13 protein-coding genes are annotated in these 19298 nt (G+C 61.7%); 12 read left to right on the forward strand and 1 reads right to left on the reverse strand.

Features of this window, described 5'->3' with window-relative positions:
* Positions 1-183: 183 nt before the first annotated feature.
* The 12 genes from pilM to eno all read left to right on the forward strand — a co-directional run bounded on the left by pilM (position 184) and on the right by eno (position 17652).
* Positions 184-1248, forward strand: a complete 1065-nt coding sequence (gene pilM / locus OW493_RS12245; protein WP_103751454.1) for a type IV pilus assembly protein PilM — start codon at positions 184-186, stop codon at positions 1246-1248.
* On the forward strand, positions 1245-1835 hold the full coding sequence (locus OW493_RS12250; RefSeq protein ID WP_271303231.1) for a PilN domain-containing protein: 591 nt from the start codon (positions 1245-1247) through the stop codon (positions 1833-1835). The genes pilM and OW493_RS12250 overlap by 4 nt, the downstream gene beginning before the upstream one ends.
* Entirely contained in the window at positions 1832-2464 is a 633-nt protein-coding gene (locus OW493_RS12255; protein ID WP_077377942.1) for a type 4a pilus biogenesis protein PilO, read from the forward strand. Before OW493_RS12250 ends, OW493_RS12255 begins: the two co-directional genes overlap by 4 nt.
* The gene (locus OW493_RS12260; RefSeq protein ID WP_289864304.1) at positions 2464-3018 is read left to right on the forward strand and encodes a pilus assembly protein PilP; all 555 of its coding nucleotides are present in this window, start codon (positions 2464-2466) and stop codon (positions 3016-3018) included. The genes OW493_RS12255 and OW493_RS12260 overlap by 1 nt, the downstream gene beginning before the upstream one ends.
* 140 nt (positions 3019-3158) lie before the next feature.
* Positions 3159-5204, forward strand: a complete 2046-nt coding sequence (locus OW493_RS12265; RefSeq protein ID WP_077377948.1) for a type IV pilus secretin PilQ family protein — start codon at positions 3159-3161, stop codon at positions 5202-5204.
* Positions 5204-5746: a shikimate kinase AroK gene (aroK, locus tag OW493_RS12270; RefSeq protein ID WP_077377951.1), complete on the forward strand. Its 543-nt coding sequence runs from the start codon at positions 5204-5206 to the stop codon at positions 5744-5746. The genes OW493_RS12265 and aroK overlap by 1 nt, the downstream gene beginning before the upstream one ends.
* A 71-nt stretch (positions 5747-5817) precedes the next feature.
* Positions 5818-6924, forward strand: a complete 1107-nt coding sequence (gene aroB / locus OW493_RS12275) for a 3-dehydroquinate synthase (RefSeq protein WP_084207838.1) — start codon at positions 5818-5820, stop codon at positions 6922-6924.
* Positions 6925-7493: 569 nt separating this feature from the next.
* Positions 7494-11945 (forward strand): glutamate synthase large subunit, encoded by a 4452-nt coding sequence (gene gltB, locus OW493_RS12280; RefSeq protein ID WP_289864305.1) that lies wholly within the window; start codon positions 7494-7496, stop codon positions 11943-11945.
* Positions 11946-12022: 77 nt separating this feature from the next.
* Positions 12023-13438, forward strand: coding sequence for an FAD-dependent oxidoreductase (locus OW493_RS12285; RefSeq protein ID WP_289864306.1), 1416 nt, complete (start codon positions 12023-12025; stop codon positions 13436-13438).
* Positions 13439-13632: 194 nt separating this feature from the next.
* Entirely contained in the window at positions 13633-15273 is a 1641-nt protein-coding gene (locus OW493_RS12290; protein ID WP_077377963.1) for a CTP synthase, read from the forward strand.
* Positions 15274-15408: 135 nt separating this feature from the next.
* Entirely contained in the window at positions 15409-16260 is an 852-nt protein-coding gene (kdsA, locus tag OW493_RS12295) for a 3-deoxy-8-phosphooctulonate synthase (RefSeq protein WP_077377966.1), read from the forward strand.
* Positions 16261-16362: 102 nt separating this feature from the next.
* Entirely contained in the window at positions 16363-17652 is a 1290-nt protein-coding gene (eno, locus tag OW493_RS12300) for a phosphopyruvate hydratase (protein ID WP_077377968.1), read from the forward strand.
* 1213 nt (positions 17653-18865) lie between these two features.
* Here eno and fdxA read toward each other — a convergent pair.
* Entirely contained in the window at positions 18866-19189 is a 324-nt protein-coding gene (fdxA, locus tag OW493_RS12305) for a ferredoxin FdxA (protein ID WP_077377971.1), read from the reverse strand.
* Positions 19190-19298: the final 109 nt, after the last annotated feature.

Raw genomic sequence — 19298 nt, forward strand, 5'->3', positions numbered from 1 at the left:
CTGGGGCATTATAAGTAGCGGGTCCAGATGCGGCCAGCGTTGAACCCTGTCTTGCGCGTCTGTTGTGTTATTCTGCGAAACATAATGTAACCTCTCAGCAGAAGAGGGTGCCGCGGCGGTGCCGCACGGGAAGCGGCGGCCCGCCAGTCAGACGGGGTCGTCATCAGAGCAGGGGAATGCCAATTGCTGGGACTCAAATCCGCCGGCAAGGGACTGATTGGCGTCGATATCACATCGGCGACCGTCAAGCTCCTGGAGCTGTCCAGACACGGAAATCGATACCAGATCGATAGCTACGCGGTGCGCCCCTTGAAGGAAGGCGCAGTCGTCGAGCGGCGCATCCGCGACATGGATGAAGTCGTGCTGGCGATCAAGCGCGCGGTCGAGCAGGCCCAGCCGCGCTCGCGACGAGCCGTCGTGGCGGTGCCGGCCAGTGCCGCCATCACCAAGACATTGAGCTTTCCGACCAATCTGGCCGATGACGAGATCGAGCAGCGCATCGCGCTCGAATCCGAGAAGCATTTTCCCTTCCCGCTCAATGACGTGGCGTTCGACTTCCAGCATCTGGGGGTCAATGCCCGCAACCCTGATCAGCAGGATCTGCTGCTGGTGGCCTGTCGCAGCCTGGATGTCGATCAGCTCACCTCCGCGCTCGAGCAGGCCGGCCTTGAGCCGTCAGCGGTCGATGTCGAGACCTTTTCGCTGGAGCGTGCCTTCGGTGAATTGCGCCACCAGCTCCCCCCTACCTACGACAATGAAGAGTGCGTCGCGGTCGTCGATATCGGTGCCACCATGACGGCTTTTCATGTCATCCAGAATGGTCGCATCGTCTACAGCCGGGATGCCGTGTTCGGGGGGCGTCAGCTGACCGACGAGATCATGAACCGTTTCGATCTTTCCAATGACGAAGCGGGTCTGGCCAAGAAGCGCGGTGGTCTGCCGGACACCTATGACAGTGAAGTGCTGGATCCGTTCCGTGACACGCTCGTGCAGCAGATCGCGCGCTCCCTGCAGCTCTATTACACCGCCGGCAAGCGTCGTGAGGTCCAGCGCATTCTGCTGGGAGGAGGGACCGCCGCCATTCCCGGATTACGTGAGTCGCTGGCAGGGCACACCGGACTGGAAGTGATCATGGCCAATCCCTTCACGCACATGAGCGTCAACCCTCGAGTCGACATCCAGGCGCTGGCCGGTGATGCCCCTGCGATGTTGACGGCTTGCGGGCTTGCGATGAGGAAGCGCTCATGACCATCGAGATCAATCTGCTGTCGTGGCGTGAGGAGCGTCGCGAGAAGCGCAGCAAGCGCTTCTTCGGCATTCTGGCGCTGGCCGCCGTGGTGGGGGTGGGAGCCGGGTTTGGCATGAGCGAGTATTACCAGAGCCAGCTCGAGGCGCAGAAGCAGCGACATGCCTTCATCGAGAAGGAAATGGCGCGGCTGAATCGCGATATCAAGGAAGTCGAGGATATCGAGAGTCGGCGTGACCAGATGCTGGCGCAGATCGAGCTGATTCGCAGTCTGCAGTTCTCGCGCCCGGAAACGGTACGTGTCTTCAATCAGCTCGTTGCGACGCTGGTCGAGGGTGCCTGGTACCAGAGCATCAGTCGCAGCGGACGTCAGATCAAGGCCAACGGCATCGCGGAGAATACGCGTCAGGTGTCCGGTCTGATGCGCACGCTTGCGGCATCGGATGTCTTCGGTACGCCGACACTGTCCGACGTACAGAGCAGCGACGATGATCGTCGCAGCTTCAATATCATGATTCCCGAGACACCGACGGCTGTCGCTACCAGTGCTGCCGATACGAAGGCCGCCAGGCAGGGAGGTCGGAAATGAGTTTCCTCAATGCCGAAGTGCGTCGTCTCAAGTCGACGGACTTCCAGGATCTCGACCTCAAGGAGGCGGGTATCTGGCCCGTCACCTTGCAGGTGGTATTGGTGCTGATCGTCTTTGGTGCCCTGTTCTGGGCGTCCCACTGGTTCCTTGCGGCACCCAAGGCCGAGGATCTTGAGCGCCTGCAGGCCAAGGAACGTCAGCTGCTGAGCCAGTTCGAGACCAAGGCCTTCAAGGCGGCCAATCTGCCCGTGATGCGTGAGCAGATGGCCGAGCTGGAGACGCGCATGGAACAGCTGCTCGAGATGCTCCCGACCGATGCCGAAGTGCCGGCTCTGCTCGATGACATCAGCGAGACGGCCATCAACAACCAGCTGGAGGTGGAATACATTCGCCTCAAGCCGGCCCAGAATCGCGATTTCTACGTCGAGCAGCCCTTCGATATCAAGGTGCGCGGCGATTACCACCGCATTGCCGCCTTCGTGTCTGGGGTCGCCGGGCTTTCGCGTATCGTGACGTTGCATGACTTCGTTCTGACACCGGTCTCGCAGGGTGAAGACCTGGAGTTGTCGCTGCTGGCCAAGACTTACAACTACCGCCAAGGCGCACCGTTGCCATCGGGAGGTAAATGATGAGTCTGACGACACGTCGCAAGCATGTCGTGCTGGGTGGTGCGATGTTGCTGACACTGCTGGCCGGTTGTGGTGATCCGCAGCTGCCTGCGCTGGAGAGCGAGCTCGAGTCGCTCAGAGAGCGGCCGACGGGGCAGGTCAAGGACCTGCCGCCTCAGCCCGAGTATCATCCCGTGACGTACGACATGGCAGATGCTCGCAGTCCTTTCCAGTCGCGACTGCCGGAGCCGGAGGAGGAGCTCGCCATGGTGGACAATGGCGTGCGGCCGGATCTGGATCGCCCCCGCGAGCCTCTTGAGGCCTGGCCGATGGAGCAGCTCAGCATGGTGGGGACCCTGGATGTGGACGGCAGTCGCTCGGCGTTGATCTTGACGCCGGAGCAGGAGGTGCAGCGTGTGAGTGTCGGCGGACACATGGGGAGCAATTTCGGCCGCATCATTCGCATCGGTGATACTCAGCTGGACCTGGTGGAAATCGTGCCCAACGGTCAGGGCGGTTGGATCGAACGAACCCGCGCCATGGCATTGACTCAACCGGCAGATGCCAGCGGTTAGCGCGTGCTGGCGGCGCTGTCTGCAGAATCGTCACGGAAGATGAGCGGTCGATGACCGACACCATAATGCTTCGACAAGAATAAGGCGCGATCAGCTTCAATGGCTGGGCGGAGCCGCAGCGAGACAGGGGACAAGGGAACATGACGCGATTGCAACGAATGAGTCTGCTGGGGTTGGCGGCTTTCGGCAGCCTGATGGCGAGTGTGGCGCAGGCGGCCTCCACGCTGCAGGATCTGGAATTCACTTCGCTGGGTGGCGATCGGATGGAGCTCAAGCTCGATTTCGCCGGCGGGGTGCCTGAGGTCAAGGGATACCGGATCGAGACACCGCCGCGTATCACCATCGATCTCATGGATACCAGCAGTCAGCTGGACAAGCGCCGCTTCGAGCTCGGCCTCAATGGGGTCGAGGAGCTGGTGGCGCTGGAGGCCGGCTCGCGTACGCGCCTGGTCATGAAGCTCAGCCAGACCCGTCCCTATGTGACGCGTACCGAAGGCAATAGCCTCTATGTCATCGTCGGTGAGCAGGGCGGTCCGGTGGCCGCCGCCGCGTCAGGCCAGTCCGCGCAGCCGCAGCAGCAGGGTGGCGGACTGGAAGTCGCGGCGGAGCCTTCCGTCAGTGGTATCGATTTCCGTCGGGGCAGTGAGGGGGAAGGGCGTGTCGTGGTCAACTTCAATCGCGCCAATGTCGAGTCTCGTGTGACCGAGCGTGGCCGCAAGATCTATATCGATCTCAAGGGTGTCGCCCTGCCGCCAGAGCTGAATCAGGTGCTGGATGTCGGTGATTTCGCGACTCCGGTCTCGAGGATCGACCCGCAGCGTACTCGTGATGGTGTGCGCCTGGTGGTGGATGCCAATGGCTACTACACCCAGTTGGCCACCCAGGCCGGCAACGAGCTGGTGCTTGAGGTCAAGCCGCTGACACGGGAAGAGCAGGCGGAGCGGATCAAGGACAAGTTCCCGTACACCGGCAAGAAGATCTCGCTGAACTTCCAGAATATCGAAGTGCGCTCGGTGCTGCAGATCATCGCGGACTTCACTGGGCTCAATCTGGTGGCCAGTGACAACGTCACCGGCAACGTGACCCTGAACCTCAAGGAAGTGCCCTGGGATCAGGCGCTGGACCTGGTGCTCAAGTCGAATGGCCTTGCCAGTCGCCGCATGGGCAACGTGCTGATGGTCGCGCCGGCGGAAGAGCTGGCGGCACTTGAGCGCAAGGAGCTGGAAGCCAATCAGCAGGTCAAGGAGCTGGCGCCCCTGACGACGGAGTACATACAGGTGCGTTATGCCAAGGCGGCGGACCTGGCGGCATTGCTGCGCGGTGAAGGCGGTATCGGCCTGCTCTCCGAGCGCGGTCGTGTCATGGTGGATGAGCGTACCAACACCATGTTGATCCAGGACACGCGCGACACTCTGGAGTCCATTCGCGGTACCCTCGAGTATCTCGACATTCCGGTGCGTCAGGTCCAGATCGAGGCGCGCATCGTGATCGCGCGCAGCAGCGTGTCGAGTGAAATCGGTGTCAACTGGGGGCTTTCCAACAGCAGCAACGGCAAGTTCGGCCTGGAAGGCGCCTCGACCGGCACGACCAGTGACGGTGGCCTGAGCGTCAATCTGGGTGACGACAGTGATCCGGGCAGCACCTTCAGCTTCGGTTACCTGTCCGGCGACATCCTGCTGGATCTGGAGCTTTCGGCGCTGGAAAGCGAAGGCAAGAGCCAGACCATCTCCCAGCCCAAGATCATCACCGCCAACCAGAAGAAGGCCGTCATCAAGCAGGGTCAGGAAATTCCCTACGAGGAGGCGACCTCCAGCGGCGCGACCAACATCGAGTTCAAGGAGGCGGTGCTGGCGCTGGAGGTCACGCCGCAGATCACGCCGGACAACCGCATCATCATGGATCTGTTGATCAACAATGACGATGTGTCCGATGACAGCTTCAATGGCGAGCCGGCCATCGATACCAATGAAATCGAGACTCAGGTGCTGGTCAATGATGGCGAGACGGTGGTGCTGGGCGGTATTCTGACCTCTGAACAGATACGCAGCGTCTTCAAGACACCTTTCCTGGGGGATCTGCCGGTGATCGGGAATCTCTTCCGCTATACCGAAGAGTCCAACGAGAAGGTAGAATTGCTGGTATTCATTACCCCGAAGATCATCGAGGACGGCCTGGCGGTGCGCTGATGCATGTGATTCCCAACGTATTCCTTGTCGGCCCCATGGGGGCCGGCAAGAGCACTATCGGCCGCCTGCTGGCGGCCGACTTGCATCGTGAATTTTGCGATAGCGACCACGTGATCGAAGATCGCTGCGGTGCCAGCATCCCCTGGATCTTCGATGTCGAGGGCGAGGCAGGCTTTCGCGGGCGCGAGCAGGCCGTGATTGACGAGCTGACCTCGCTGTCCGATGTCGTGATGGCCACCGGTGGTGGTGCCATCATGGCCGAAGCCAACCGGCGTGTGCTGCGAGAGCGCGGCACGGTGGTCTATCTCTATGCTCCGGTCGAGCAGCAGCTCAAGCGTGCCGGACGTGACCGCAATCGTCCTCTGCTCCAGCAGGATGACCCGGGGCGGGTGCTCAAGCGTCTCTTCGAGCTGCGAGACCCTCTCTATCGCGACACCGCGGATATCATCGTGCGTACCGATCGACGCAGCCCGCGTGCGGTCACCAACGAGATCCGGCGCCGGCTCAAGGCATTGTCAGACCCGCTCCACGTGCATGGCTAGACTCCCCTGGGGAGTCTGGCTCTCGCTTACATTCAGGCGCCGTCATTCGTTTCGCCGCAAGGAGAATCATCATGTCCCTGGCTCCCGCTCATCGTCTCGATGTCGCACTTGGCGAGCGTAGTTACCCCATTCACATCGGCCCGGGCCTGACGGCGCGAGGAGACCTCATTCGTGAGCATCTCGCCGGTCGTCAGGTGATGATCGTCACCAACACCGTGGTGGCGCCACTGTATCTGGAGGCGCTCAAGGCATCACTTGGCGATGGTCTGGATATTCGAGAGGTGATTCTCGAGGATGGCGAACAGACCAAGCACATGGCCAGTATCGGTCTGATCTGGGATGCCCTGCTCGAGGCCGGCTTCAATCGTCGTTGCACCTTGATCGCCCTCGGTGGGGGAGTCATCGGCGACATGACCGGTTTTGCCGCCGCCTGTTATCAGCGGGGGGCGGCCTTCATCCAGGTGCCGACCACGCTGCTGTCGCAGGTGGATTCCTCGGTGGGTGGCAAGACCGGCGTCAATCATCCGCGCGGCAAGAACATGCTGGGTGCCTTCTGGCAGCCGAGACTGGTGTTGATCGATACCTCAAGCCTCAGGACATTGCCGCAGCGTGAGCTGTCGGCGGGCATGGCCGAGGTCATCAAGTATGGCCTGCTGTGGGATGAAAGCTTCCTGAGCTGGCTGGAAGACAACATGCAGGCCTTGATGGCGCTGGATGAAACCTTGCTCGGAGAGGCCATCCGCCGCAGTTGTGCGATCAAGGCGGATGTCGTGGCGCAGGATGAGACCGAGCAGGGCGTGCGCGCACTGCTCAACCTCGGCCACACCTTCGGGCATGCCATCGAAACGGACCAGGGCTATGGCGTCTGGCTGCACGGTGAAGCCGTCGGCACCGGCATGCTGATGGCCGCTGAGCTTTCGGCGCGCATGGGGTGGCTGTCGAGTGCCGATGTCGAGCGTATCGCCAAGGTAATCGGCAAGGCCGGTCTGCCGCTGCAAGCGCCGGAGGACATGGGGGTCGAGGACTTCCTGCGTCACATGCAGCTGGACAAGAAGAATGTCGATGGTCGTCTGCGTCTGATCCTGCTCGAGCGTATCGGGCGTGCGGTGATTACCGAAGAGGCGCCTGCCGGCCTGCTGGCGGACATGCTGGAGCACTGGCCGCGCAGCAGCCACTGATCCCTCGACCAGCCGTTGGCTGGTGCACGGAATCTGCCGCAGAAGAAAAGCCGTCACCTCAGGGTGGCGGCTTTTCTTTTTGTCGAGCGTCAGCGGGCACTTCAGGTGGACGTGCCCGGGGCGCATGTCCGATGTACGGGGCGGGTGTGCTGGTGAGTGTGCAGGACAAGTGCATTAGCGGGGCGTGATTCCTGAATTGGTATGCCGTATGCGTAATCGGTATGGGGAGAATTGAATAAAAACGCTGTTTTTTATTCATCCAAGACTAAAGTTGCAAGGCGAAACCCGCGAGGCATGTCTACCCGCTAAGCGCTTGAGCCTACAGGGTTTTTTGGAATGAGGTGTCTCTAACCTTCGGTTTTGTCAGGTTTTTTTGCCCGATGGGCGACCTGTGGAGAATTGCGCGGTGGGGAAGCGCGGGGATATGCTCGAGGGAAATCTGGCGTCGTGTTGCGACACTGATGGCGCCACTATCGGCAGGCATAAAAATAAAGATAACCGATAACTATAACCTCGAAAATGCTTGTTGAAAAGCATCTGGACACATGATTTCTCCGTGAGGCACGCCCATGAATAAAGGTCTCCACCAACCGGGAGAGTTCCGCGACAACTGCGGCTTCGGCTTGATCGCCCATATGGAAGGGCAGGCAAGCCATGAGCTGTTGCAGACTGCCATTGAATCCCTGACGTGCATGACTCACCGCGGTGGTATCGCTGCCGACGGCAAGACCGGTGATGGCTGCGGCCTGCTGCTCAAGATGCCGGATGGCTTCATGCGCCAGATCGCCCGAGAGACGCTCGGGCTCGAGCTGGGCGAGCGCTATGCTGTCGGTACGCTTTTCCTGCCGAATGATGACGCGCGTGAACAGGCCGCGCGTGATGCCTTCGAGTCCGCCCTGACGGCACGCAACCTTGAAGTGCTCGGCTGGCGTGACATGCCGGTGGATGACAGCGTGTGCGGCCCGATGGCCCGCGACTGCCTGCCGCGCATTCGTCAGGTCTTCGTTGCAGCTTCCAGTGAACGTACCGATATCGCCTTCAATGTCGACCTGTTCATGGCGCGCAGATACGCCGAGCAGGCGCTGAAGGGCGAAGAGGACTTCTACGTCTGCTCGCTGTCCGGCAAGGTCATCTCCTTCAAGGGTCTGGTGATGCCGGAAGACCTTCCGCGCTTCTACAAGGACCTGGGCGACCCGCGTCTCGAGACCGCGATCTGTGTCTTCCACCAGCGCTTCTCGACCAACACCGCGCCGCGCTGGCCGCTGGCCCAGCCGTTCCGCTTCCTCGCCCACAACGGCGAGATCAACACCATCGAGGCCAACCGTGGCTGGGCAAACGCGCGCAAGGAGAACTTCGTCTCTGAGCAGCTGCCCGAGATCGCCGAGCTGGACGAGATCGTCAACACGGTCGGCTCCGATTCCTCCAGCATGGACAACATGCTGGAAGTGCTGCTGACCGGTGGCATGGATATCTATCGCGCCATCCGCATGATGGTGCCGCCGGCCTGGCAGAACGTCGAGCAGATGGATTCCGACCTGCGGGCCTTCTACGAATACAATTCCATGCACATGGAAGCCTGGGATGGTCCGGCGGGCATCGTGCTCACCGACGGTCGCCACGCCGTGTGCATGCTGGACCGCAACGGTCTGCGTCCGGCGCGTTGGGTCATCACCCGCAATGGCTTCATCACGCTGGCCTCCGAGATCGGTACCTACGATTACAAGCCGGAAGATGTCGTCGCCAAGGGGCGTGTCGGGCCGGGGCAGGTGCTGGGTGTCGATACCGAGACCGGTGAAGTGCTGCACACCGATCAGGTCAGCGAGCGCCTCAAGGGGGCCCATCCCTACAAGCGCTGGTTGCGTGAAAATGCCAATTACCTCGAGTCCGCGCTGACCGAGCTGGCGCGTTTCCAGCCGATGGAAGCGGACACGCTGGACGTCTATCAGAAGATGTTCCAGGTCAGCTTTGAAGAGCGTGATCAGCTGCTGCGCCCGCTGGCCGAGAGCGGTCAGGAGGCGGTTGGCTCCATGGGGGATGACACCCCGATGGCCGTGCTGTCGCGCCAGAACCGCGTACTGACCGACTATTTCCGTCAGAAGTTCGCCCAGGTCACCAATCCGCCGATCGATCCGCTGCGCGAAGCGATCGTGATGTCGCTGGAGACCTGCTGTGGCGCCGAGCTCAACATCTTCGACGCGACGCCGGAACACGCGCATCGTCTGATCCTGACCACGCCGGTGCTGTCACCGCGCAAGTTCAATGCGCTGGTCAATCATGAGGACCCGGCGTTCACCTCCCAGACGCTCAAGCTGCACTATGACCCGAGTCAGGACTCTCTGAAGCAGGCGCTTCAGGGTATCTGTCAGCAGGCCGAGGAAGCGGCGCGCAATGGCAAGGTGATCCTGGTGCTCAGCGACTGCGGGCTCGCCAAGGGACAATTGCCGATTCACGCGGCGCTGGCGACCGGTGCCATTCACCATCACCTCGGAGCACTGGCACTGCGTCCGCGCGTCAATCTGGTCATCGAGACCGGCTATGCGCGTGATGCACACCAGATGGCAGTGCTGTTCGGGGTGGGTGCCACGGCGGTCTACCCCTACCTTGCCTATCAGGTGATGGCCGACATGCATCGCACCGGCGAGCTGTCCGGCAACCCGGCCGATGCCCGCGAGAACTATCGCAAGGGCATGCAGAAGGGCCTCTACAAGATCCTGTCCAAGATGGGCATCTCGCACATCGGCTCCTACCGTGGCTCGCAGCTGTTCGAGGCCGTAGGGCTCAACAGTGAAGTCATGGACATGTGCTTCACCGGCATGGCCTCGCGCATCGAAGGCGCCGGCTTCGCCGAGCTGCAGTTCCAGCAGGAGCTGCTGGCGCGTGAAGCCTGGCTGCCGCGCAAGCGCATCAAGCAGGGCGGTCTGGTCAAGTACGTGCACGGTGGTGAGTACCACGCCTACAACCCTGACGTGGTGATGAAGCTGCAGCAGGCCGTGCAGCAGGGGGACTACGGCAAGTGGAAGGAATTCGCGCGCCTGGTCAACGAGCGTCCGGTCGCGACCATTCGCGATCTGTTGAGCCTCAAGCCCGTGGCCGAGCCGCTGCCGCTTGAGGAAGTCGAGTCCGTCGAATCACTGCTGCCGCGCTTCGACAGCGCCGGCATGTCACTCGGCGCGCTGTCTCCCGAGGCACATGAGGCGCTGGCGCAGGCCATGAACGAGGCCGGCGGGCGCTCCAACTCCGGTGAGGGCGGTGAAGACCCGGCACGCTACGGCACCGTGCGCTCCTCCAAGATCAAGCAGATCGCGTCCGGGCGTTTCGGTGTCACGCCGGCGTACCTGGTCAATGCCGAGGTACTGCAGATCAAGGTCGCACAGGGCGCCAAGCCCGGTGAGGGCGGTCAGCTGCCGGGCGGCAAGGTCAACGACCTGATCGCACGTCTGCGCTACGCCGTGCCGGGGGTGACACTGATCTCGCCGCCGCCGCACCATGACATCTATTCCATCGAGGATCTGGCACAGCTGATCTTTGACCTGAAACAGGTCAATCCGTCAGCGCAGGTCTCGGTCAAGCTGGTCTCCGAGCCCGGCATCGGCACCATCGCCACCGGTGTCGCCAAGGCCTATGCCGACCTGATCACCGTCTCAGGCTACGACGGTGGCACCGCGGCCAGCCCGATTACCTCGATCAAGCATGCCGGTTCCCCGTGGGAGCTGGGGCTGCCCGAGGTGCACCAGGCGCTGCGCATCAATCAGTTGCGTCACAAGATTCGTCTGCAGACGGATGGCGGTCTCAAGACCGGTCTGGATGTGGTCAAGGCGGCGATTCTGGGGGCCGAGAGCTTCGGCTTCGGGACGGCACCGATGGTGGCGCTGGGCTGCAAGTACCTGCGTATCTGTCACCTGAACAACTGTGCCACCGGTGTCGCGACCCAGCACCAGGCGCTGCGTGATGAGCATTTCCGCGGCACCGTCGAGATGGTCAAGCACTACTTCCGCTTCATCGCTGAAGAGGTGCGCGAGCTGATGGCGCTGCTGGGCGTGCGCCAGATCACCGACCTGATCGGTCGTACCGATCTGCTCGTAGTGCTGGAAGGCGAGACCAACGCGCAGCGTCGTCTCGACCTCACGCCGTTGCTGGGCAATGACTTCGTGCCCGAGGACGCGCCGCAGTTCTGCCAGGTCAGCCGCAACGAGCCGCATGACCCCGGCGCCAAGAACCTCGAGATGCTGGCGGCGATGGAGTCGGCGATCGACAGCCGCAGCGGTGGCGAGTTCAGCTTCCATGTCACCAACTGCGATCGCTCCATCGGGGCGCGTGTCTCCGGTGAGATCGCCAAGCGGTATGGCGAGGCAGGACTGGCGGGCTCGCCGCTCAAGGTCAGCCTGACCGGCGTGGCAGGGCAGAGCTTCGGGGTCTGGAATGCGCATGGCCTCGAGATGCATCTGGAAGGCGATGCCAACGATTACGTCGGCAAGGGCATGAATGGCGGCAAGCTGACCATCGTGCCGCCGCGCGGCTCGCGCTTCGAGAGCCACAAGACGGCCATCATCGGCAACACCTGCCTGTATGGGGCGACCGGCGGCAAGTTGTACGCCGCGGGAACTGCCGGCGAGCGCTTCGCGGTGCGCAACTCCGGTGCGCATGCCGTCATCGAAGGGGCGGGCGATCACTGCTGTGAGTACATGACCGGCGGGCTGGTCTGCGTGCTGGGCGAAACCGGCGTCAACTTCGGTGCAGGCATGACCGGCGGCTTCGCCTATGTACTGGACGAGAGTCGAGACTTCGTCGACAAGTACAACCACGAGCTGGTGGAAATCCACCGTATCAATACCGAAGCCATGGAGGCCTATCGTCGCCATCTGCGCGAAGTGATCGAGGAATACGTGGCCGAGACCGGCTCCGAGCGCGGTCGCAACATCCTGCGTGATTTCCCTGACTTCGTGCGTCACTTCTGGTTGGTCAAGCCCAAGGCGGCAAGCCTGGGGGGATTGCTCGATCAGTCCCGGCGTCAGCCGGAGTGACCGCATCCCTCACCCTGGCAAGCCCCGGGTGAGGGCCCGCACCGCGACGGTGCCCGGATTTTGAGAGAGGATTCATCATGGCCAATCAGCTCGCCAACGACTTCCAGTTCATCGATGTGGGTCGTCAGGACCCGCAGAAGAAAGATGCTCGCGTGCGTGCCCGCGAGTTCAACGAGATATACGCCGAGTTCAAGCCGGTGGAAGCGGCCAGTCAGGCGCATCGCTGCCTGGGTTGCGGCAACCCCTACTGCGAGTGGAAGTGTCCGGTACACAACTACATCCCCAACTGGCTGAAGCTGGTCTCCGAGGGCAACATCCTCGAGGCTGCGGAGCTTTCGCACCAGACCAACTCGCTGCCCGAAGTCTGTGGGCGCGTCTGCCCGCAGGATCGTCTCTGTGAAGGCGACTGCACCCTGAATGATGGCTTCGGTGCCGTCACCATCGGTTCTGTCGAGAAGTACATCACCGACACCGCCTTCGCGATGGGCTGGCGTCCCGACATGTCCAAGGTCAGCTGGACGGACAAGCGCGTCGCCATCATCGGTGCCGGCCCGGCGGGTCTGGGGGCAGCCGATATCCTGGTGCGCAACGGTGTGCGTCCGGTGATCTATGATCGTCACCCGGAGATCGGTGGGCTGCTGACCTTCGGTATCCCGGAGTTCAAGCTCGAGAAGGGCGTGATGACGCGCCGCCGCGAGATCTTCGAAGAGATGGGCATGGAGTTCCGTCTCAATGTCGAGATCGGTCGTGACATCGGCTTCGATGCCCTGCTCGAGGAATACGATGCCGTCTTCCTGGGAATGGGCACCTACAACGCCATGAGCGGCGGTTTCCCGGGCGAGGATCTTCCGGGAGTTCACAAGGCGCTCGACTTCCTGATCGCCAACGTCAATCACTGCCTGGGCTTCGAGAAGGACCCGGCCGATTACGTCTCGATGGAAGGCAAGAAGGTCGTGGTGCTCGGCGGTGGTGATACCGCGATGGACTGCAACCGCACCTCCATCCGTCAGGGCGCCGATACCGTGACCTGTGCCTACCGTCGCGACGAGGCCAACATGCCGGGCTCGCGTCGTGAGGTGACCAATGCTCGTGAGGAAGGCGTCGACTTCCTGTTCAATCGCCAGCCGGTGGCGGTGGTCGGTGAGGGCAAGGTCGAGGGCGTCAAGGTCGTGCGTACCCGCATGGGTGAACCGGACGCCAACGGGCGCCAGCGCCCGGAAGTGGTGCCGGGTTCCGAAGAGATCCTGCCGGCGGATGCCGTCATCGTCGCCTTCGGTTTCCAGGCCAGTCCTGCGCCGTGGTTCACCGATTTCGATATCGGGGTCGATGAGCGTGGGCGCATCGCGACCAGTGCCGAGCGACTCGCCTTCCAGACCACCAATCCCAAGGTGTTCGCCGGTGGTGACATGGTGCGCGGTTCCGATCTGGTGGTGACCGCCATTGATGAAGGCCGCCGGGCCGCAGAAGGGATTCTCGATTTCCTGGAAGTGTAAGGAGATCGCAGTATCACGTATCAGGCCCGCCACGGCGGGCCTGATACGTTGTGGCGGCTGCCCGTGGCGGCGTCACCAAGGATGGATGGAGTGGCAATCAAATTGAGCCGGAGCAGCCTTTCCGCTAGACTGGCGACCCATCCTGATCCGTTCCCCCGGATCTCTCCTACAGCTCACGTTTTCGGCAGGTTTCCATGACACGATTTATCTTCGTGACGGGCGGCGTTGTGTCCTCGCTTGGCAAGGGCATCGCATCCGCTTCGCTGGCGGCTATTCTCGAGGCCCGTGGCCTCAAGGTCACCATTCTCAAGCTGGATCCGTACATCAACGTCGATCCGGGCACCATGAGCCCGTTCCAGCACGGCGAAGTCTTTGTCACTGAAGATGGCGCGGAAACCGATCTGGACCTCGGTCACTACGAGCGCTTCATCCGCTCGCGCATGACTCAGGGCAACAACTTCACCACCGGCCGTGTCTACGAGCACGTGCTGCGCAAGGAGCGCCGCGGCGACTACCTGGGTGGAACGGTTCAGGTCATCCCGCACATCACCGACGAGATCAAGCGTCGCGTGATCGCTGGCGGTGAAGGCTATGACGTCGCGCTGGTCGAGATCGGTGGCACCGTCGGTGACATCGAGTCCCTGCCATTCCTGGAGTCGATCCGTCAGTTGCGCGCCCAGCTGGGTAGCGAGCGTGCCATCTTCATGCACCTCACGCTGGTGCCGTACATCAAGACGGCTGGTGAGACCAAGACCAAGCCGACCCAGCACAGCGTCAAGGAGCTGCGCTCCATCGGTATCCAGCCGGATATCCTGATCTGCCGCAGCGAAGTCGAGATCGAGGAAAGCGAGCGTCGCAAGATCTCGCTGTTCACCAATGTCGAGGAACGTGCTGTCGTGTCGCTGCAGGATGCCGACACCATCTATCGTATTCCGCTGATGTTGCATGAAGCCGGTCTCGATGAGATTGTCTGCGACAAGCTGCGCCTGGAGGCCAAAGAGGCCGACATGTCCGAGTGGGTGTCGGTACTGGATGCCAAGCTCAACCCGCTCAAGACCATCAACATCGCGATGGTCGGCAAGTACATGGAGCTGCTGGACGCCTACAAGTCCCTGAACGAGGCGCTGATTCATGCCGGTATCCAGGGGCGTGTGAAGGTCAACGTCGACTTCATCGATTCCGAAGAGATCGAGCGCAACGGTACCGATCGTCTGATCGGCAAGGACGCGGTGCTGGTGCCGGGCGGTTTCGGCGAGCGGGGTGTGGAAGGCAAGATCGCCACCGCACGCTTCGCACGTGAGAACAAGGTGCCGTATCTGGGTATCTGTCTGGGCATGCAGGTCGCGGTCATCGAGTTTGCCCGCAACGTGGCCGGCTGGACTGATGCGAACTCCACCGAGTTCACTCACGACACCCAGCACCCGGTGGTCGGTCTGATCACTGAATGGCTGACGCCGGAAGGCAAGATCGAGACCCGTGACGCGGCATCCGACCTGGGCGGCACCATGCGTCTGGGCGGTCAGGCCTGTCGTCTGCTCAACGGCTCCAAGGCGCATCAGGCCTATGGCAGCGATGAGATCGTCGAGCGTCACCGCCACCGCTATGAGGTCAACGACCAGTTCGTGCCGGCGCTGGAAGAGGCCGGTCTGATCTTCTCGGGCCGCAGCGTCGACAACTCGCTGGTCGAGATGGTCGAGCTGCCGGACCATCCGTGGTTCGTCGCGTGTCAGTTCCACCCGGAGTTCACCTCCACCCCGCGTGATGGTCACCCGCTGTTCTCCGGCTTCGTGAATGCGGCGCTCAATCACAAGGCGGCGCGGACTCGCGGCGAGTGATAGGGTGATCGCCGGGCGTCACGCCAGAGTGGCGCCCGTGGGTCTTTTCCGCGGCGGCTCATCAAGAATGTCCGGCAGGCAAGGGCATCGCGGCTGAGCCGCCGGTGGGCAACGTTTTTGATGGACGGTGCAGTGATGAGCAACGAACAACGCGTGATCGAATTTGCAGGCCTGCAAGTCGCCAATGATCGGCCGATGACGCTTTTCGGTGGCATGAACGTGCTGGAATCGCGTGAGCTGGCACTGGAAGTCGCCGAGCAATACGTCGAGGTGACATCGCGCCTCGGCATGCCGTACGTCTTCAAGGCCAGCTTCGACAAGGCCAATCGCAGCTCCATGCACTCCTATCGCGGGCCGGGGATGGAGAAGGGTCTCGAGATCCTCGCCGAGATCAAGTCGCGCTTTGGCGTGCCGATCATCACTGACGTCCACGAGCCTCATCAGGCAGCTGCCGTGGCCGAAGTGGCCGATGTCATCCAGCTGCCCGCCTTCCTGGCGCGCCAGACGGATCTGGTCGTGGCCATGGCGCGCACCGGTGCCGTCATCAACGTCAAGAAGCCGCAGTTCCTGGCCCCGCACGAAATGCGCCATATCGTCGCCAAGTGCGGTGAAGCGGGCAATGACCGGATTCTGCTGTGCGAGCGCGGCTCCAGCTTCGGCTACAACAATCTGGTGGTCGACATGCTCGGCATGGCCGAGATGAAGGATACGGGGCTGCCGGTGCTGTTCGATGTCACCCACTCGCTGCAACGCCCGGGTGGGCGGGCCGATTCTGCCGGTGGTCGTCGTGAGCAGGTCTTCGATCTGGCCCGTTCCGGCGTGGCGCTGGGGCTGGCAGGCCTGTTCCTCGAGGCACATCCGGACCCGGACAATGCCAAGTGTGACGGCCCCTGCGCATTGCCGCTGGATCAGCTCGAACCCTTCCTGCGCCAGCTGCAATCGCTGGATTCGCTGGTGAAGGGCTTTGCGCCGCTGGATATTCGCTGAACATGACTACTGGCCGTTCACTACCCTGTGAGCGGCCTTTTTGCGCTATGGGCAAGATGCCCGTCGTGGTGTTTCAATCCCCCGTGTAGAGGACGACACAAGATGGCCAATATCGTCGAAATCCGCGCCCTTGAGGTGCTCGATTCCCGTGGTAACCCGACCGTACAGGCCGAGGTCGTGCTGGAAGGTGGACAACGTGCCAGCGCCTGCGCGCCTTCCGGTGCCTCCACCGGTTCGCGCGAAGCGCTGGAATTGCGTGATGGCGACAAGAGCCGTTATCTGGGCAAGGGTGTGCTGAAGGCAGTCGAAGCCGTCAATGGCCCGATCCGCGAGCGTCTCGTGGGCATGGATGCACTGGACCAGCGTGCGCTGGATGACGCCATGCTGGCGCTGGATGGCACCGAGAACAAGGAATCGCTGGGTGCCAATGCGATCCTCGCGGTCTCCCTGGCCGCTGCCAAGGCGGCCGCCCAGGCCAAGGGTATCGAGCTCTACGCTCACATCGCCGAGCTCTACGGTCAGCCGGGCAAGTACTCCATGCCGGTGCCGATGATGAACATCATCAATGGCGGCGAGCATGCCGACAACAATGTCGACATCCAGGAGTTCATGGTCCAGCCGGTCGGCGCGCCGACCTTCCGTGAAGCGCTGCGCACCGGTGCCGAGATCTTCCACGCGCTCAAGAAGGTCCTGCAGGGCCGCGATCTGAGCACTTCCGTGGGCGACGAAGGTGGTTTCGCACCGAACCTTGCCTCCAATGCCGAAGCGCTGGCGGTCATCAAGCAGGCGGTCAGCGATGCGGGCTACACGCTGGGCACTGACGTGACCCTGGCGCTGGATTGTGCCTCCTCCGAGTTCTACAAGGATGGCCAGTACAATCTGTCTGGTGAAGGCAAGAGCTTCGATGCACGTGGTTTCGTCGACTACCTGGCCGAGCTGGCGGACGAATACCCCATCGTGTCCATCGAAGACGGCATGGACGAGTCTGACTGGGAAGGCTGGAAACTGCTGACCGACAAGCTCGGCGACAAGGTGCAGCTGGTCGGTGATGACCTGTTCGTCACCAACACGCGCATCCTGAGCCGTGGTATCGATGAAGGCATCGGCAACTCCATCCTGATCAAGTTCAACCAGATCGGTTCACTGTCCGAGACCCTGGATGCGATCAAGATGGCGCAGGCCGCTGGCTTCACTGCGGTCATCTCCCACCGCAGTGGCGAGACCGAAGACACCACCATCGCCGACCTCGCCGTGGGTACCTGTGCCGGGCAGATCAAGACCGGTTCTCTGTGCCGCTCTGACCGTGTCGCCAAGTACAACCGCCTGCTGGTGATCGAGCAGCAGCTGGGCGATGTCGCCTACAATGGCCTGAAAGAGATCAAGGGCCAGTAAGCAGGCGACAGGCTTGTGGATGCCGTCTTGGTCGTCGGCATCCACAACGCTTCCACATGACGGGGTCGTACCTTCGGGTACGGCCCCGTCGTGCGTTACACGTGCTGTCCGCGCAGGTTGCGTCTCAAGTACGTGGACTTTCCCCATCTCTGCAGTCAGTTCATGTAAGCCTTTTCCTACAAGATATGCAGGACATAGAGGATAACTGCTGCACTCCGGATACGTGTTCAATCGTATGTTTTTCTATAGATCACTGTTTTACAACAGTTTTATCTAAAAGCTTCCTTGTTTGTCCCGATTCGTCTGAGCGGTTTGGCTAGTTGCCTGATGACGGCTTGCTGACCAGAATAGCGTCATGGAAGCGGGATGCGGCGGGACACCGCACCCTTGAGCAGGATGCTCTTGATGATCTTCCAGGGAGTACGTCGGGCAGGATGCCCGACTCGTCTGAACAGGATGTTCAGCGAACAGGAACCGTCAAGGATGACGGAAGCAGCAGCACTGCATGGCATCTTGCCCGAGGAGCGGGCAGGAATTGGCCAGGGACCACGGATGAATGGCCAGGTACAGGAAGTACCGGATCAGGAAGATCCAGAGTGACGGTATCGTCATTGGCAGCGGACGCGCAATCATGACAGGGATGGTTGATGGGTCTCGACCCGATATGCAGTCAGGAAGCTCGCCTTCACAGGAGTGACGGATGACGGGACATCATCCGTGTCAGGCAGACGAGGCAATCAGCGGCAGAATCTCGACGGCAGGATGCCGAGGCAAGGATGTCAGATCACGGAACATCATGAGACTGTCAGCTGAGGCAGGTCAGGAGCGGCACGGGCAGGATGCCGGGCAATGCATCTGCGATGCAGTTGCATGAGCAGGACAGCAGGGCAGGCAATAAGCAGAAACGGGCATTGTGGTGGGACAGCTGCGCAAGCAGTGCCGCAATGCCCCATGCGTGACGGTGCGCTCTGAATGGCAGGATGCCATGACGGGCAGGGACAGCACCCAGGAACACGATCCAGGACGGATCGACAGGGACACGCTTGGAGCGGGCGACCTTTCGGGGTTGCCCTTTTTTGTGCCTTTTTTTCGGCCCCACCCGCCGGGCTGGCTGACCATGAGCGCTCAAGACGAAGACGGCAGCCACCCCTGAGGGAGTGGCTGCCGTCTTGATGAGAACCTGGTGCTTGCCCGGTCAGGTCGGGCAGGGCATTTACTGCTCCAGGTATTCGAGCTTGCCTTCGACACCATCCCACTTCTCGGCGTCTTCCATGGCGTCCTTCTTCTCGCTGATGTTCGGCCACACTTCGGCCAGATCGGCATTCAGCTCGATGAATTCCTTCTGATTCTCCGGCACTTCGTCCTCGGAGAAGATGGCTTCCGCGGGACACTCCGGCTCGCACAGAGCGCAGTCGATGCACTCGTCCGGGTTGATGACCAGGAAGTTGGGGCCTTCATAGAAGCAATCGACCGGGCAGACCTCCACGCAGTCAGTGTATTTGCAGCGGATGCAGTTCTCGGTGACGATGAATGCCATCTGGGTCTCCTGACGCGGGTCGGCGTCTCTCGTAGGTCGTGGTCCAGCGCCACTCTGTGCCGTCTGAGCGGCATCTTGAGTTTCAGGTTATAAGCGGCGCGAGTGTTAT

This window comes from Cobetia sp. 14N.309.X.WAT.E.A4 (assembly GCF_030397495.1).
In the GTDB taxonomy this organism is placed as follows: domain Bacteria; phylum Pseudomonadota; class Gammaproteobacteria; order Pseudomonadales; family Halomonadaceae; genus Cobetia; species Cobetia marina.

Coding starts and splice junctions, on each gene's coding strand:
- OW493_RS12250 (WP_271303231.1), top strand. CDS start 1,245: ATGACCATCGAGATCAATCTGCTGTCGTGGCGTGAGGAGCGTCGCGAG.
- OW493_RS12255 (WP_077377942.1), top strand. CDS start 1,832: ATGAGTTTCCTCAATGCCGAAGTGCGTCGTCTCAAGTCGACGGACTTC.
- OW493_RS12260 (WP_289864304.1), top strand. CDS start 2,464: ATGAGTCTGACGACACGTCGCAAGCATGTCGTGCTGGGTGGTGCGATG.
- OW493_RS12265 (WP_077377948.1), top strand. CDS start 3,159: ATGACGCGATTGCAACGAATGAGTCTGCTGGGGTTGGCGGCTTTCGGC.
- aroK (WP_077377951.1), top strand. CDS start 5,204: ATGCATGTGATTCCCAACGTATTCCTTGTCGGCCCCATGGGGGCCGGC.
- aroB (WP_084207838.1), top strand. CDS start 5,818: ATGTCCCTGGCTCCCGCTCATCGTCTCGATGTCGCACTTGGCGAGCGT.
- gltB (WP_289864305.1), top strand. CDS start 7,494: ATGAATAAAGGTCTCCACCAACCGGGAGAGTTCCGCGACAACTGCGGC.
- OW493_RS12285 (WP_289864306.1), top strand. CDS start 12,023: ATGGCCAATCAGCTCGCCAACGACTTCCAGTTCATCGATGTGGGTCGT.
- OW493_RS12290 (WP_077377963.1), top strand. CDS start 13,633: ATGACACGATTTATCTTCGTGACGGGCGGCGTTGTGTCCTCGCTTGGC.
- kdsA (WP_077377966.1), top strand. CDS start 15,409: ATGAGCAACGAACAACGCGTGATCGAATTTGCAGGCCTGCAAGTCGCC.
- eno (WP_077377968.1), top strand. CDS start 16,363: ATGGCCAATATCGTCGAAATCCGCGCCCTTGAGGTGCTCGATTCCCGT.
- fdxA (WP_077377971.1), bottom strand. CDS start 19,189: ATGGCATTCATCGTCACCGAGAACTGCATCCGCTGCAAATACACTGAC.